At 68.0% G+C, this 14,420-nt stretch carries 17 protein-coding genes; 6 read left to right on the forward strand and 11 right to left on the reverse strand.

Going from position 1 to position 14,420, the window contains the following annotated elements; genetic code table 11:
• Window positions 1-46 precede the first annotated feature (46 nt).
• On the reverse strand, window positions 47-757 hold the full coding sequence (locus H0264_RS15345; RefSeq protein WP_181584584.1) for a SanA/YdcF family protein: 711 nt from the start codon (window positions 755-757) through the stop codon (window positions 47-49).
• A gap of 209 nt (window positions 758-966) precedes the next feature.
• On the opposite strand from H0264_RS15345, the gene H0264_RS39015 reads away from it, so the two are divergent.
• The 3 genes from H0264_RS39015 to H0264_RS15360 are packed head-to-tail and all read left to right on the forward strand — an operon-like array spanning window position 967 to window position 3,490.
• Window positions 967-1,311 carry a hypothetical protein gene (locus H0264_RS39015; RefSeq protein WP_181584585.1) on the forward strand — a complete coding sequence of 115 codons (345 nt, stop codon included), beginning with the start codon at window positions 967-969 and terminating at the stop codon, window positions 1,309-1,311.
• A 14-nt stretch (window positions 1,312-1,325) separates the two neighbouring features.
• The gene (locus H0264_RS15355; RefSeq protein ID WP_181584586.1) at window positions 1,326-2,231 is read left to right on the forward strand and encodes an SGNH/GDSL hydrolase family protein; all 906 of its coding nucleotides are present in this window, start codon (window positions 1,326-1,328) and stop codon (window positions 2,229-2,231) included.
• On the forward strand, window positions 2,228-3,490 hold the full coding sequence (locus H0264_RS15360; RefSeq protein WP_181584587.1) for an acyltransferase family protein: 1,263 nt from the start codon (window positions 2,228-2,230) through the stop codon (window positions 3,488-3,490). The genes H0264_RS15355 and H0264_RS15360 overlap by 4 nt, the downstream gene beginning before the upstream one ends.
• On the opposite strand, the gene H0264_RS15365 is transcribed toward H0264_RS15360, so the two are convergent.
• The 4 genes from H0264_RS15365 to H0264_RS15375 form a co-directional block, all read right to left on the reverse strand.
• Window positions 3,465-4,097: a TetR/AcrR family transcriptional regulator gene (locus H0264_RS15365; protein WP_181584588.1), complete on the reverse strand. Its 633-nt coding sequence runs from the start codon at window positions 4,095-4,097 to the stop codon at window positions 3,465-3,467. The two genes, H0264_RS15360 and H0264_RS15365, sit on opposite strands and share 26 nt — an antisense overlap.
• A gap of 127 nt (window positions 4,098-4,224) precedes the next feature.
• On the reverse strand, window positions 4,225-4,356 hold the full coding sequence (locus tag H0264_RS39020) for a hypothetical protein (RefSeq protein WP_276314003.1): 132 nt from the start codon (window positions 4,354-4,356) through the stop codon (window positions 4,225-4,227).
• Between the two features lie 183 nt (window positions 4,357-4,539).
• A complete protein-coding gene (locus H0264_RS15370) occupies window positions 4,540-5,055 on the reverse strand; it encodes a gamma carbonic anhydrase family protein (RefSeq protein WP_181584589.1) in 516 nt (171 codons plus the stop codon).
• Window positions 5,056-5,106: 51 nt separating this feature from the next.
• Complete coding sequence (locus H0264_RS15375) at window positions 5,107-6,075, reverse strand: GlxA family transcriptional regulator (RefSeq protein WP_181584590.1); 969 nt, start codon at window positions 6,073-6,075, stop codon at window positions 5,107-5,109.
• A gap of 71 nt (window positions 6,076-6,146) precedes the next feature.
• Between H0264_RS15375 and H0264_RS15380 the strand changes: the two genes are divergently transcribed.
• Complete coding sequence (locus H0264_RS15380) at window positions 6,147-6,935, forward strand: MBL fold metallo-hydrolase (RefSeq protein WP_181584591.1); 789 nt, start codon at window positions 6,147-6,149, stop codon at window positions 6,933-6,935.
• 81 nt (window positions 6,936-7,016) lie between these two features.
• A complete protein-coding gene (gene ald / locus H0264_RS15385; RefSeq protein WP_181584592.1) occupies window positions 7,017-8,132 on the forward strand; it encodes an alanine dehydrogenase in 1,116 nt (371 codons plus the stop codon).
• Window positions 8,133-8,264: 132 nt separating this feature from the next.
• Here ald and sigJ read toward each other — a convergent pair whose 3' ends face one another.
• From sigJ to H0264_RS15405, 4 genes are all read right to left on the reverse strand, one after another.
• The gene (gene sigJ, locus H0264_RS15390; RefSeq protein ID WP_181584593.1) at window positions 8,265-9,245 is read right to left on the reverse strand and encodes an RNA polymerase sigma factor SigJ; all 981 of its coding nucleotides are present in this window, start codon (window positions 9,243-9,245) and stop codon (window positions 8,265-8,267) included.
• A gap of 171 nt (window positions 9,246-9,416) precedes the next feature.
• Complete coding sequence (locus H0264_RS15395) at window positions 9,417-10,388, reverse strand: cobalamin biosynthesis protein (RefSeq protein ID WP_181584594.1); 972 nt, start codon at window positions 10,386-10,388, stop codon at window positions 9,417-9,419.
• 282 nt (window positions 10,389-10,670) lie between these two features.
• On the reverse strand, window positions 10,671-11,630 hold the full coding sequence (locus H0264_RS15400; protein ID WP_181585574.1) for an SURF1 family cytochrome oxidase biogenesis protein: 960 nt from the start codon (window positions 11,628-11,630) through the stop codon (window positions 10,671-10,673).
• Window positions 11,631-11,650: 20 nt separating this feature from the next.
• Window positions 11,651-12,142, reverse strand: a complete 492-nt coding sequence (locus H0264_RS15405) for a low molecular weight protein-tyrosine-phosphatase (RefSeq protein WP_181584595.1) — start codon at window positions 12,140-12,142, stop codon at window positions 11,651-11,653.
• Window positions 12,143-12,601: 459 nt separating this feature from the next.
• Between H0264_RS15405 and H0264_RS15410 the strand changes: the two genes are divergently transcribed.
• Complete coding sequence (locus H0264_RS15410) at window positions 12,602-13,027, forward strand: hypothetical protein (protein WP_181584596.1); 426 nt, start codon at window positions 12,602-12,604, stop codon at window positions 13,025-13,027.
• Between the two features lie 163 nt (window positions 13,028-13,190).
• Here the strand turns inward: H0264_RS15410 and H0264_RS15415 are convergent, their stop codons facing one another.
• A complete protein-coding gene (locus tag H0264_RS15415; protein ID WP_181584597.1) occupies window positions 13,191-13,400 on the reverse strand; it encodes a hypothetical protein in 210 nt (69 codons plus the stop codon).
• 347 nt (window positions 13,401-13,747) lie between these two features.
• Entirely contained in the window at window positions 13,748-14,284 is a 537-nt protein-coding gene (locus tag H0264_RS15420; RefSeq protein WP_181584598.1) for a hypothetical protein, read from the reverse strand.
• Between the last annotated feature and the right edge of the window lie 136 nt (window positions 14,285-14,420).

Here is a 14,420-nt window from a genome sequence, read left to right on the forward strand (position 1 = left end):
GAGCGGCCGAGGCATCCCGGCCGCTCGGCGTGCGTTCGGGGGACCGCTAGGGCGTGGCCGCCATGGCGTCGCGCACCGAGGTCTCCTGCTCGCCGAGGAAGGTCGGCTCGGGTTTGGTGACGATCGAGTACACGGCCTTGGTGGCGGCCAGCTGGTCGCGGAACCAGCACTTCCAGTAGACGTTGTTGTGCCCCTGGGTGTCGTCGCCCACGCCGACCGCGTCGATGCCGACCGCGCGGCACAGGGCCACGGTGCGGGGGAGCGAGAAGTCCTGTGTCACGGCGATGGCCGAGCGCACGCCGAAGATCTCGTAGGCGCGGGCGCAGGATTCGTAGGTGCTGAAGCCCGCGTAGTCGAGGGCGATCTTGGCGGCGGGGACGCCCTTGCCGGTCAGGTAGTTGCGCATGACGGTGGGTTCGTCATGTGATTCGCGGCCATTGTCGCCGGTCACCAGAATGGCTTTCACCTTGCCGGCTTCGAGGAGTTCGCGGCCGAGGTCCAGGCGCGCGGCCAGGAACGGGGACGGCCGGCCATTGTCGTAGATCTCCGCGCCGAAGACGATGGCCACATCGGCATTGGGTGCGGATTCGGCGCTGTACTGGAAATCGTCGGCGGTGTAGCGGATCCACAGAATCGAGCTCAGACACACCAGGATTCCGGTGATCACGGCCGTCACCAGGAGTTTTCCCATGCGGCGCGGGGGCAGCCACCGGGCGAGACGAATGCGGGCGGACTGCGCGGCGGCACGGAGCTTCATGCGGGCAGTGTGGTCCGGCCGGCTGAAGGGATGCTTATCGAACCCTTGTCGATCTTGTGTCGCGCCCACGGAATTCGGGGCTCGGGGATTGATCGATTCGGCGATGGGGGAGCGGGGTGCTTTGTAGACTCCGGCGTGAGTGAAGCGGTCTTGCTTCAGTTGTTGATGTGAGGTTTCTGATGCAATCCAGTGGGCCAGGTGTTTTCGCCGTGCGTGCGGTCACGGCATTGATCGGTGCGGCGATGCTGATCGGAGGGACGGCGGCCTGCGGCGACAGCGACTCCGGCGGGGGCGCGGCACCCTCGTCCGTCGCACCGGTCAGCTCGGTCGCACCGGCGAGCTCCACGGCCCCGGCGAGTTCGGCCGCCCCGCAGCCCACTTCGGAGACCGCCGCGCCCGCACCGGAACCCGCTGTCACCGAACCGGCCGCACCCGCCCAGCCCGCTCCCGCCGTACCGACCAAACCCATCGCGACCGCACCCGCGCCGCAAACCCAGCAGCCCGCCCCGCCCACCCTCGACGCGCCCGGATTCGAACCGCGCGCCGGCTACTGAGGAAGCGGGGCCACATGGTCGGCAACAGTGGGCGATGGCTGTGCGCGCTGGCGGTGGCCATCGCCGCATCCGTGACCGCGATCGGGGACGCGAACGCCGCGCCCCAGGGCAAACAGCTTGTGGTGCTGGGTGATTCGTTCAGCGCGAACGCCTGGGACTCCACCTCCGAGGAAGTCGCGTGCATCCGCCGCGCCACCTCCTGGCCCTCGCAGTTGAGCACCCTCATGCGGGTCGCGGGCACCGAGGACGTCCTCGACGTCTCCTGCACGGGAGCCTCCATCGACACCGGAGCCGGATACACCCTCGGCATCGAGGCCAAACTCGCCGACCAGGCGGGGGCCTTCGGGCCGCGCACCGAAGTGGTCACCATGCAGTTCGGGCTCAACGACACCTGGGGCGCCGGCGACACCACGCTGTGGAAAGCCATGGACCGCTGCATCTTCGACCTGCTGCGCGGCTGCGGCCTTGACGCCATGGACCAGGGGCGGATCCCCGACCACCGCGCGGTGACCGGTGCGGACTACGCCGCGCGAATCCGCAACGCCGTCACCTACATCAAGTACTACGCGCCCAATGCGCGCATCGTGCTGGTCGGCTATCCGGAACTGTTCCCCTCCGGCACGGATACGGTCTGCCTCAGCATCCTGGGAGTCGCGCCGTTCATCCAGCCGCGCGGGCGGGCGCTCGTGGAACTGCTCGATGCCATCGACCGGGCCCAGCGTGAAGCCGCCGCCCTGCTCGGCGTGGAATTCCTCGACTCCCGCGCGCTCACCGCCGGGCACGGGCTGTGTTCGGCCGACCCGTGGATGAACGGCCTCGGCGACTGGCGCGCTGATATCGACGGCCTGCCGTTCCATCCCTCCGTCGACGGTGACGCGGTGGTGGCCCGGGCGCTGTACGACAGGTACGCACGCCGATGAGTCTCACCACCCCGGATACCGCGAAAGCCGTCGGCACCGCGGAAGCCGTTGCCGCACAGGCGGATCAGGAGCGCCCCGCGCTGCCGTCGCTGACCGGGGCGCGGTGGTGGGCGGCCTTCGCGGTGTTCCTGCTGCACGCCCTGGTGTTCCTGCCGGTCTATCCGTTCCAGAAGTCGGAGCTGTTCCGCACCATCCACCAGTGGATGCCCATGCAGCTCGGCGCGGCGGGCGTGACCTTCTTCTTCGTGCTGTCGGGCTTCATCATCTACTGGTCGTTCAAACCCGGCATGTCGGTGCGCGGGTTCTATCGGCGGCGGGTGCTCAAGATCTATCCGACCCATCTGCTGGCGGCCGGTGCGTTCATCCTCGCTGCGAGCGTGCCGCTCTCGCGCGCGGTGGTGTGGGCGCCGAACCTGCTGCTGGTGCACACCTGGGTGCCCAAGTGGACGACCGTCGGCGGCCTGAACGTCCCGGCCTGGTCGCTGGCCGCGGAAATGCTGTTCTACCTGAGCTTTCCGCTGGCGCTGCCGTTGATCCGGCGCATCCCCACCCGGCGGCTGCTGCTGGCGCTCGGCCTGCTCATGCTGTTCATCCTGGCCCTGCACACCGCCTACTACCTGTGGGTGCCCGGCCCCAAGGGCATAGCGAATGCCTTTGCGCCGCGCCTGGTTCCGGGTGACGCGTCCCCGTTCTACGAACTGCACGCCGCGCCGGTGTGGTTCCAGCAGCCCGATATCCCGGTCTCCCCGGCCTACTGGCTCAGCTACAACTTCCCGGCCACCCGGCTGCCCGAGTTCTTCCTGGGCGTGCTGGCGGCCCGCATGGTGCTCGAAGGCCGTTGGCGCAGTACGCGTCTCGCGCCGCCACTGCTCGTGCTGGCCCTCGCTTACGCAGCCACCTGGGTGGTGCCGGTGAACTACAAGATGTCCGCGCTGCTGCTGGCCCCGATGACGGCGGTGGTCGCCACCCTCGCCGCCCGGGACCTGGCGGGCATACGCGGTCTCAACGCCCATCCGCGCATGGTGTGGCTGGGCAATGTGTCCTTCGCCTTCTACCTGATCCAGTTCCCGGTGATGGTGGTCATCACCCGGAACCTCATCGGCGGCAAGCAGTTCGGCCTGCTCGGCTGGGCGGGGTTCGCGTTACTGAGCCTGGTGGTCTCGGTGGCGGTCGGGGCGGCCGCCTACCACTGGGTGGACCTGCCGATCATGCGCCGCTTCGCGGGCCGCCGGATCAAGCCTGCCGCAGTCCGACCATAGGAAGCATTGTGCGACGGGCGAACTCGCGTGCGGCCTGCTCATCGTGCAAGGGGATCAGGCCATCCGGGGTGAGCACCAGCGAATGTCCCAGGCGCGCGAAGATTTCCGCCACCAGCTCGACATCCAGTGCGGGCACCGTGCCGTCCTGCTGCAATACCCGCAGCTTGTCGGCCAGGTACGAACGGCCCACGGCGAGAACGGGTCCCGCCTCGGTGGTGAGCCGCGGCAGGATGATCTCCGGCTCGGTGCGCAACAGCCGCTGCAACAGCTGGTTGCCGGCCAGATTGGTGATGAAGGCGACGAAGATCTCCACCATCTGCTCGTCGACAGCCCTGCCATCACCCGAGACCGCCTGCACGCGTTCCTCGATCTCGGCGACGAAGCGCTGCGCCTCGCGCACGCCCACCGCCTCCACCAGATCGTTCTTGGATTCGAAGCGGCGGTACAGCGTGGCCGGGCTGATGCCGGCGCGACGTGCTATCTCTCCCATACTGGTTCGCTTGATGCCGAAGTCCAGGAAGGCCGACAGCGCGCTCTCCAGTAGTTGCTCGCCTTCTGCCCGCGGCTTCTCCAGAATGCGTTGCAGGATGGTGGGCACCGAGGGCATCGAGTCTCCAGTCGATCGGACGAAAACCGCGACGTTGCGGCGAATGCCGCGCCATTATCTCACTGCGGTCGGTGATCCGATGCCCGCCCCGCGCGCTGCGGTCCGGTGGCCGCACGCCCGAGCGGGGTCAGTGCAGGTTCAAGGCCGCCATTTCACGCTCTATCGCATTCGCCGCGAAATCGATGCCATTGGAACGCAATTCGTGAACCCGGCGCTGCAGCGCCTCGACACCCCCCGGCTGGGCCGCGATATCGGCCACGCTGATCCGACGTCGGTGCATACCGTTGTGCTCGTACGACACCGTTCCAACCTCCTGCTAGCCCCTGGCGCGCACCCGGCTAACGGCGGCACAGCCCGGGCCGCCGGGAACGCTGCGAGCGATGCTAGCAGGCGGTTATATGGTCGCTTGTTCAGTGTGCGTGATCTCACACACACTGTCGAGTCAAAGCACTTGACCGTCCCGATGCAGGCTCGTGTTGTGAAGGTACACAGCGGCATTCAACTTGATCCGATCCAGCTCCGCCTCGCCCAGCTCGCGCCGGACCTTGCCGGGCACACCGGCCACCAGCGAGCCCGGCGGAATCTGCGCGCCCTCCGGAATCAGGGCATTGGCGGCGATCAGGCAGCCTGCGCCGATCACCGCGCCATTGAGCACCGTCGCCCCCATGCCCACCAGCACATCGTCGCCGATCGTGCAGCCGTGCAGAATCGCATTGTGCCCCACCGAGACTCCCGCACCCACGGTCAGCGGGAAACCCGGATCGGCATGCAGCACACAGCCGTCCTGGATATTGGTGCGCTCACCGACGGTGATGTCCTCCAGATCGCCGCGCAGCACCGCCGAGTACCAGATGTTCGCCTCGGCGGCGATCTTCACCCGGCCGATCACGGTGGCATTCGGCGCGATCCACGCGGCCTCGTCGATCTGCGGTGCGTGCTCGCCCAATTGAATCCTCATGACCGTGAACCTAGAGCACTGTGCACAGTGCCCGGTCCGGGCGGGTCCGGGTCAGCCCGCGCGACGGTCCGCGGTGGAGCGGAAAGCGGCCCGATGAGCGGCCGGGGAAGTGCCGAGCGCGCGATGGAAATGATGGCGCAGATTCACCGCGGTGCCCAGACCCGCGTCGGCGGCAATGCGATCCATGGTCTCGTCGGTGGACTCCAGCAGCAGCCGCGCCCGATCCACGCGCTGTTGCAGCAGCCACTGCTGCGGACTGGAACCGGTGCGCTCCCGGAAGCGGCGGGTGAAGGTGCGCCGCGACATGAGGGCGATGCGGGCCCAGGCGTCCAGGTCGATGGCCTCGTCCAAATGTGTTCTGGCCCAGACCATCGCGTGCTCGAGGGTGTCGTCGTCGAGGGGTTCCGGGACGGCAACTGGAATGTACTGCGCCTGCGAGCCGCTGCGATGCGGGGCCAGCACCAGGGCGCGCGCGAGTTCGGTGGCGGTGCGGCTGCCGTGATCGCTGCGCACCAGATGCAGGCAGCAGTCCAGGGCGGCGGCCACGCCGGCGGAGGTGATCAGATCGCCGTGATCGGACCACAGCGTGTCCGCGCGCACCTGGACCGCCGGAAACGTGCGGGCCAGTTCGGCGGCGGCCGACCAGTGCGTGGTGATCTCGCGGCCGTCGGCCAGGCCGCTGGCCGCGACCGCCCAGGAGCCCAGGCACAATCCGACCACCCGCGCGCCCCGATCGTGGGCGCGGTGCAGGGCCTCGCGGGTCGGCTCGCCGAGCGAGAGTTCGCGCCGCCAACTGGGAATGATCACAGTCTCGGCGGACTCCACCGCCTCCAGGCCGTGCTGCACGATGATGTCGAAACCCGCCGGGGTCGAGAGGATTCCGGGGTTCTCCGCGCACACCCGCACCTCGTAGGGTGTGCCCGGTGTGTCACCGAGACCCGCGCGCCCGAAGATCAGGCTCGGCACCGACAGGTGAAACGGGCTGATCTGTTCGAAGGCGAGCACGGCGACCTGATGCATGGCCCGATTTTATCGATGCCGGGCCTTCGGGCCACTGTCGCGTACCGGTCGGAACGATAAAACTGACTGTCATGACGAACACGATCGAGACCATCGCCCCCGCCACCGTGGAGATCCTGCACATCGGCGGGCCCACCGTGCGCTTCCGCTACGGCAACCTGACCTGGCTCACCGATCCCACGTTCGACGAGCCCGGCGACTACACCGCGGGACCGCTCACCCTGCACAAGCTCACCGGCCCGGCCGTGGCCGCCGAACAGATCGGGCACGTGGACGCGGTGCTGCTCTCGCACGACCAGCACCCCGACAATCTCGACAAGTCCGGGCGGGCCTTCCTGGCGCAGGTCGACCGGGTGCTGTCCACCCCCGACGCCGCCGCCCGCATGGAAGGCGTTGAGGGACTGGAGAACTGGCAGTCCGTGCGCCTGGGCGACGTGACCGTCACCGGCGTGCCCGCCCTGCACGGCCCCGAAGGCTGCGAACCCATGTCCGGCGTGGTCACCGGCTTCGTGCTGCAGGCCGACGGGCAGCCGACCGTCTACGTCTCCGGCGACAATGCCGCCGTCGACCGCGTGGAGCGCATCGTCGAACGCATCGGCCGCATCGACATCGCCATCCTCAATGTGGGCGCGGCCAATCCGGGCCGCTACGGCGACACCGACGTCACCCTCAACGGCCGCACCGCCGTCAAGGTCGCCGAAGTGCTCGGCACTGCGACGATCGTCCCCGTACACGCCGAAGGCTGGGCCCACTTCTCCGAGAACCTCGACTACCTGGAGCGCAACTTCGGCTACGCCGGCCGCGCCGACCAGCTGGTGATCCCCACCCCGGGTGAGGTGCTGGCGGTCGCCGCCCGGTAGCGGTCGCCGCCCGATTGCCGTTACCGAATTCCGCCCGTGGCGCTCATGGCGGCGGGCGGGGCGGTGGTCCACGATGGCGGTATGAGGATCGGGGTGCCACGGGAGGTCAAGGAGCAGGAGTTCCGGGTCGCGCTCACGCCGGCGGGCGCCGGGGAGCTGGTGCGGCACGGACACGAGGTGCTGATCGAAGCGGGTGCGGGCGGCGGGTCCGGATTCTCGGACGCCGAATACACCGGTGTCGGGGCGCGGGTGGTGCGCGGACCCGAGGAGGTGTGGGACGCCGCCGACATGGTCATGAAGGTGAAAGAGCCCATCGCCGTGGAGTATCCGCGCATGCGGGGCGGGCAGGTGCTGTTCACCTACCTGCATCTGGCGGCGTCGCGGGAATGCACCGAGGCGATACTGCGATCCGGGATCACGGCCATCGCCTATGAGACCGTGCGGGCCAAGAACGGGTCGCTGCCGCTGCTCGCGCCCATGAGCGAGGTGGCGGGGAAGCTCGGGACGCAGGTCGGGGCGTACCACCTGATGTCGCCGCAGGGCGGGGCGGGCGTACTGCTCGGCGGGGTGCCGGGGGTGCGGCATGCCGATGTGGTGGTGCTGGGCGGCGGCGTCGCGGGGACGAACGCGGCCACCGTCGCGCTCGGCATGGGTGCGCGGGTCACCGTGCTGGACACCAATCTCGCGCGGCTGCGGGAGCTGGACGCGCTGTACGCGGGCCATGTCACCACCATCGGATCCAATGCGGCCGAGGTCGAAAAGGCCGTGCTGGCAGCGGATCTGGTGATCGGGTCGGTGCTGGTCCCCGGCGCCCGCGCACCGAAACTGGTGACCGACAGCCTGGTCGCGCGCATGCGGCCCGGCTCGGTGCTGGTGGACATCGCCATCGACCAGGGCGGGTGCTTCGAGAGCTCACACCCCACCACGCACGCGAATCCCACCTTCCGCGTAGCGGATTCACTGTTCTACTGCGTGGCCAACATGCCCGGCGCGGTGCCGCACACCTCCACGGTGGCGCTCACCAACGCCACCCTGCCGTACGCGCGCAGCATCGCCGACCTCGGCTGGCGCTCGGCCTGTGCCGCCGATCCCGGTCTGGCGCAAGGACTTACCGCCGACGCGGGACGGCTCTACTCACCGGAGGTGGCCGCCGCCCACGGCATGCAACTGGTCGCGGCCGTCGCCTCACCCAACTGACGCCGTCGTCATACCGGCATGCTGACGCCTTCGTCATCCCGGCATGCTTTTGGCCGGGATCCACACCCCCAGCAGCTCGCTGCCTGTAGTGGATCCCGGCCAAGAAGCGCGCCGGGATGACGGGCTGGGCTATCAGTTCGCCGAATCCTCCGGCGGCAGATAGCCTTCCGGCTCCACCAGATCCCAATCCGGGTCCCCGTCGAGCGGCAGGTCGCGCAGCTTGTCCGGATTGCGGACCACATCGATATTGGTGATGCGGCCCTCGTCGATGGTGAACGAGAACACGCCGGTGCTCTTGCCGTCGAACACCACCAGGCCGGGGCGGCCATTGACCAGCACCGAACGACCCCACGCCCCACCGACCTTGGTAGCGAAGCCCAGGAACCCGAGCAGCGTCTTCGCGACCCGATCCGCACCGTGCAGCGGATGCAGGAAGGCATTGACCTTGCCGCCGCCGTCCGCGGTGAAGGTCACCTCGGCGTCCAGGACACCCAGCAGCGCACTCAAATCGCCGGAGCGCCACGCCAAAGCGAAGGCCGACACCACCTTCTCATGCTCGTCGCGGCTGGCCGGAAACCGCGGCGTCCCCTGCTCCACATGCTTGCGCGCCCGAGAGGCCAACTGCCGCACGGCCGCCGGTGTCCGGCCCACCACCTCGGCCACTTCGGGCCCGGTCATGCCGAACACATCCTGCAGCACGAACGCCGTCCGTTCGGCGGGCGAAAGCGATTCCAGCACAACGAGCAGCGCCGTCGTCACCCGCTCGTCCTGCGAGATCCGGTCCGCCGGATCATCCCAGCTGGTCACCTCCGGCTCCGGCAGCCACTCCCCGACATACTGCTCGCGCCGCGACCGCGCCGACCCCAGATGATCCAGCGCCAGCCGACCCGTCACCGTGGTCAGCCAGGCCCGCAGATTCTCGATCTCGGTCCCCTCGGGCGCGGTCTCGTAGTACCGCTGCAACCGCAGCCACGCCTCCTGCACCACATCGTCGGCATCGCTCAAACTCCCCAGCGTGCTGTACGCCACCCGCCGCAAATACCCGCGATGCTCCTCGAACTGCCGAGCCAGCTCGGCCTGATCGGGAACACCCCGCCGCTCTTCGTCGCTCATAGCCACCTCACCATGCCCATTTCCCGAGTCGTCGCGCCCGCCGCCGCCGGACAAGCCCTGTCACGGAGATGACGACGCGGACCGCAACACTGTGACATTCCGGGGCGGGAGGCCGCCCGCCGGTAGGCCGCACCGCTCGGCCCCGGCACGCGAGCCGTGCACAGCCGACGCTCAGCGACGACGCGCGGCGGCCCCTGCCCCGGCGGCGGTCGCGGCGGCGAGGAGAGCGGTCGCCAACTGCACGGCCCCGGACAGCCGAACCGCGCGGCGCAGGTCCGGAACCCGCGGCGCGGGCCCATCGCCGAGCGTGGGCCGCATCTCCACACCGTGCCGATACTCGGTGCGGCCACCCAACCGGACGCCGAGCGCACCGGCCATGGAGGCTTCCGCCACACCGGCATTCGGGCTCGGATGCTGCGCCGCATCCCGACGCCACGCCCGCCACGCCTCGCCGGGGCGTCCGCCGACCACCGGCGCCAGCACAGTCGTCAGCACGCCCGCGACCCGAGCGGGAACGAGATTGGCCACATCATCGGTCCGAGCGGCCGCCCAACCGAACTGGCTGTACCGCTCATTGCGATACCCCACCATGGCGTCGAGCGTGTTGATCGCCCGATACGCGAGCAACCCGGGAACCCCCGCGACCGCCCCCCAAACCAGCGGCGCCACAGTCGCATCGGAGGTGTTCTCCGCAATGGACTCCAACGCGGCCCGAGCCAGCCCATCGGCCTCGAGCACTTCCGGATCCCGCCCACACAGCGACGGCAGCAGCGCCCGCGCAGCCTCGAGATCCCCGGCCTCGAGATGATCAGCCATCTCCCGCCCCACCCGAGTCAACGTGCGCCCCCCGAGAACCGTCCAGGTGGCAGCCGCCGTCAGAACGACATCGCCGACCGCGCGCGCACCGGCCGACCGCCGCGCGCCGGCAAGGCGACTCAGCCCGACCCCCACCCCGGTCACCCCACCGACCAGCACCACCTCGTACACGACCCCCGCCGCCCGATCATCCCGATAGGTCACCTTTTCCAGCGCCATCGCCGCCGACCCGAATCCAGCCACCGGATGCCCCCGTCGAGGGTCACCCAGCACCCGATCCAGCGCGAACCCGAGCAGCAGCCCGACCGCAGTTGAAGTCCTCCGCACCGCCCGAGGTTAGCTGTCGCACTCGAGCCCGCCGTCGGACGTGTCGCGGGGACAGCCGCCGGCGCGCACTTCTGTCCCGGAATCTGCCACTTCGGCAGATTGCGATCGATACCGAGGTCGGCGGGGCGAGGCGACCCCGTCATCCCGGCGCGTCTTTGGCCGGGATCCACACTGTCTGTGCCACAACGTGTTTCGTGGATCCCGGCCAAAAGCATGCCGGGATTACGGGGTGATTTCAGGCCGGCTGGAGGAAGCGTGGTGCGGGTGGTGTGGCGCGGCGGGTCAGCGTCGGCTGCCGCCGTAGCGATCCGCGAGCCGGGCCTCGTTGCTGAGCTTCTTGGACTCGGCCGGGGTCCGGGTGTCCGGTGCGGTGGCCGGGGCCGATGTGGTCACGGTGGTCGGTGAGGCGGTAGCGGGTTCGGCGGCGGGCGTCTCGACTGTGGCCGGTTGGGGTGGCTCGGTGCCCGATTCCGTTGTGGCTTCGGCGCGTTCGCGGCGGCGGGCGCGGAGTTCGGCGTAGACGAAGTAGCCGAGGCCGAGGGGGGCCATGATGCCGAAGGCCAGCCATTGCAGGCCGTAGGAGAGGTAGGGGCCGGCGTCGAGTTGGGGGAGGGCCACGGGGGTGAATGCGCCGGGTTGGTTTTCGGCGAGTTGGAGGTAGCCGCCGCCACCGTTGGTGGGGATGGGGGTCAGCGGGAGGCCGAGAACCGTTGCCTCCTGGGCGGTGTCGAGGGAGTAGACCTGGCGGTAGCCGTCCTCGGTGGTCGGCACGCGCTTCGGGTCGACGCCTTCGGAGGCGCGGACGCGGGCCTCGAGACGTTGGGGTCCGGTGGGCGGGGCGGCGATCTCCGGTGGGCGGGTGCCGCCGGGGGCGGCGGCCACCATGCCGCGATCGACCAGCACGGTGGCGCCACTGTCGAGCTGGAAGGCGGCCAGCACCGCGTAGCCGGGTGCGCCGTCGAGGACGCGCAGTCGCACCAGCACGGTCGAATCCGGGACGTAGCTGCCGTTCGCGGTGACCCGGCGCCACTCGGTGTCCTGGCCGGTGCCACCCAGCATGGTGGTGACATCCACGGGCGCGGCCTCCACCGAATCGGCTATGCGCTGATTGCGTTCCGAGGTCGTGGTGTTCTTGCCCAGCTGCCAGGGCGCGAGCACGGTGAAGCACAGGTAGGCGAATCCGGCGACGACGAGGGCCAGGATCACCCAGCTCGGCCGCAGCAGGAACGTGAGCCGCCGCAGCACACCGGATTTCGCGCCGCTCATGCCCGCTCGCCTCCGGCCGGTTCGCCGAGCTCGGCGCGGACCCAGTCGAGCAGTCCGGGCACGGCCGCCTCGATCTGCGTGCGCACCAGCTCGAAATCGGAGCGATCCCCGTAATACGGATCCGGCACATCCCGCCCGTCGGCTCCCGGGTCGAAACTGCGCAGCAGCCGCCGCCGATCCGACGGCACCCCGAGCTGTGCCAGCGCCCGCTCGTGCCCCGTGTCCAGCGCCACCACCAGATCGGCATCGAGATGATCGTCCCCAGCCACCGCCGCCACATGCCCGACCGGATAGCTGTGCCGCCGCAAGGTCTCGGTGGTCCGCGGATCGGCATCCTCCCCCACATGCCAGCTGCCGGTCCCGGCGCTGCTCACCCGCACCCGATCGGCCAGCCCCGCCCGCTCCAGCTCCGCGGCGAAAATCTTCTCGGCCATCGGGGAACGACAGATATTGCCCGTGCAGATGAAAGTGATGTGAAGCTCACCCATTGATGCCCAGCTCAGCCATGGTTTCTACGCCGCCTCCGGTAGCTCTTCATCGTCCGTGACAAGGTTCTGACAAGGCAGAGCGGTAATCGTCGCGCTATAGGACTGATCCATAGCCGCCGCAACCTTGTCGAGGTCCGTGTCGAACAAGTCCGCGTACGTGTCCACTGTTTCGCTCGCGTCCTTGTACCCGAGCATACGAGCCAGCGCCATGACGTTTGCACCGGCCGACACTGCCTGCGCTGCGCACGTGTGGCGAAGTTCGACCGGAAACGCGCCAGACGATCCCCGGTACTTGATCGGCCGACTAACCGTGCTGGCCGTTTCGGACAGCGCGGCTCGCGGCAGATCTGTACGTTTCGCAGATCGTGATCTGAGCTCTCAACTCGCGCACCGGTATCCAGATCCGGCCGACAGATCGTCGAACTCGCATCGAGTTGTTACGCGACTAGGTTCGACGAGGTGGACATCGTCACCGAATCAGCTCCGTACCCGATGCCTTGTATCACCTGCGGCTCGCTGACGGAGTCCACACTCACCGAGGCGCTGGTAGGCGAAGACCACCGGTGGGATATCGACGGGCAATGCGCGACGTGTGGGGCGGTCTGGGCGGACTGCGGCTATCCGCAACCACTCGCGGGTTTTCGTGATGCCATCCTGGCCGCGAACAGAACTACTGTCCTCGAACTCGAATCGGTCGATGTGCCGGCACCCGCCCTGATGCGAGCACTACGCCTGACTCGGCCCCTGTCACTTGCACAGGCCAAAGCCTTGGCCGAGGAGCTACGCACGACCGGCCTCGAAGGCACGCGTGTCGAGATGGAGATCATCAGGCGCCAGCTTCGCGTCATGGGCGTTTCCGCGAGACTTCAACCTGGCCGACCGTAGCCGCCGGAGCCCGCGAGTGAGATCGCTGCGGAATCGCCCAGATCAGTGCGTGCGGTCGGGCACCGCGACCGTCCCAAACCGAGCGATCAGCGGCATGTGCGGATGTTCTCGCTAGGACCCGCGAATTCCGGCTTGCGGCAGCGGTCAACCTTCGTAACAACGGCTAGTCGGCAGTTCGATCCGAATTCCACGGTGGTAGACGGGTGAAGTTCGGACCGTACTTCAGGTTCATCGGCGGGTACCAGACACCTGGCCATACCGGAACTCCGAGTGCCCGAAGATTCACCGGCAGGTTTTCGTCAACCACAATGTCCGGGATGATGCGGCGCACCGGGGGTAACTCGCCGCCGTCGGTGATCAGGTCCGCCACCATTTCCAGACAGTGCTGCTCGTCGTATCCGGTGACGCCGGCATACGGCGCGAGCCACCAGAGGGTCCGCTGGTGGCAATTCCCTTACGGAGAGCCGCGATTCGGCACTCGCGTTCCTGTCGAGCGCTCGCCTTGGCACTGTTGTCTTCGAGCAATGACCTGCGGTACTGGCCGAAGGCGTGACCGTTGAGGAAGGCATTCAGATGGCGGAGCGGGTCCGCAGCCGCCAAAGGTCGCCATACCCCAATCTTGCCGGTCGGGCTCGCCCGGCTCACAGCGGCCCATAACTCGCGGTGAGGGAGACCCGTGGTGGTCGCCCTCACCGCCTGTCACCTACCCGTTCGAACGGTTCATCGGAAAGCCCATCCGGCCGCCAGCAACTCGCTGACGCCACTCTCGACGAATCCGTAGCCCGCCCCGTCCGGCATCCAGATATTCCAGCAAATGTACACGCCGACAGCGACCCGACCTGGAGTTCTGATCAACTGAATCTCGATCGGCGCATTGAGTGTGTTCGCCATAGGACCTGCAATCCAGACGGATTCGTCCCTGTGAATCACAGGGTGCTCGGCGGTCGAGCTCCGGTAGTGGACAGGTATGGTTCGAATATCCGAAGGGAAATATCCGTCAGGCGTTCTGGCCATCGAATATCTGATCCAGATCTCATCCCATCCCGGACGCAGGAGGGGGTTCTCTGCACGATCCTCATCCAGTGACCGGACAAACCATTCATAAACCGAGTCATGGCTCAATTCGTCGACTTGTTCGAAAACATTTCCCGCCGAAACGAAATCGGTGAGCATCCCTTCGGGTGGAGACGCCGCGCGGATCGTGCGTTGCGACGAAGTCGGGAAAGTCTCGTCGATCGGTATATCGAACTCATTCATCCAGTACAGAGTCGAGAGGTCTACGGAGAGTGGAATGCAGAACCCGGACATTAATCGAAACACGCCGTCCAGCGTCGACCGATCGAATTCGACGTCGGATTCGAATTCCTGCGCACATCGCTCGAGATGGAAACTG

The sequence above is a fragment of the Nocardia huaxiensis genome (assembly GCF_013744875.1).
In the GTDB taxonomy this organism is placed as follows: Bacteria; Actinomycetota; Actinomycetes; order Mycobacteriales; family Mycobacteriaceae; genus Nocardia; species Nocardia huaxiensis.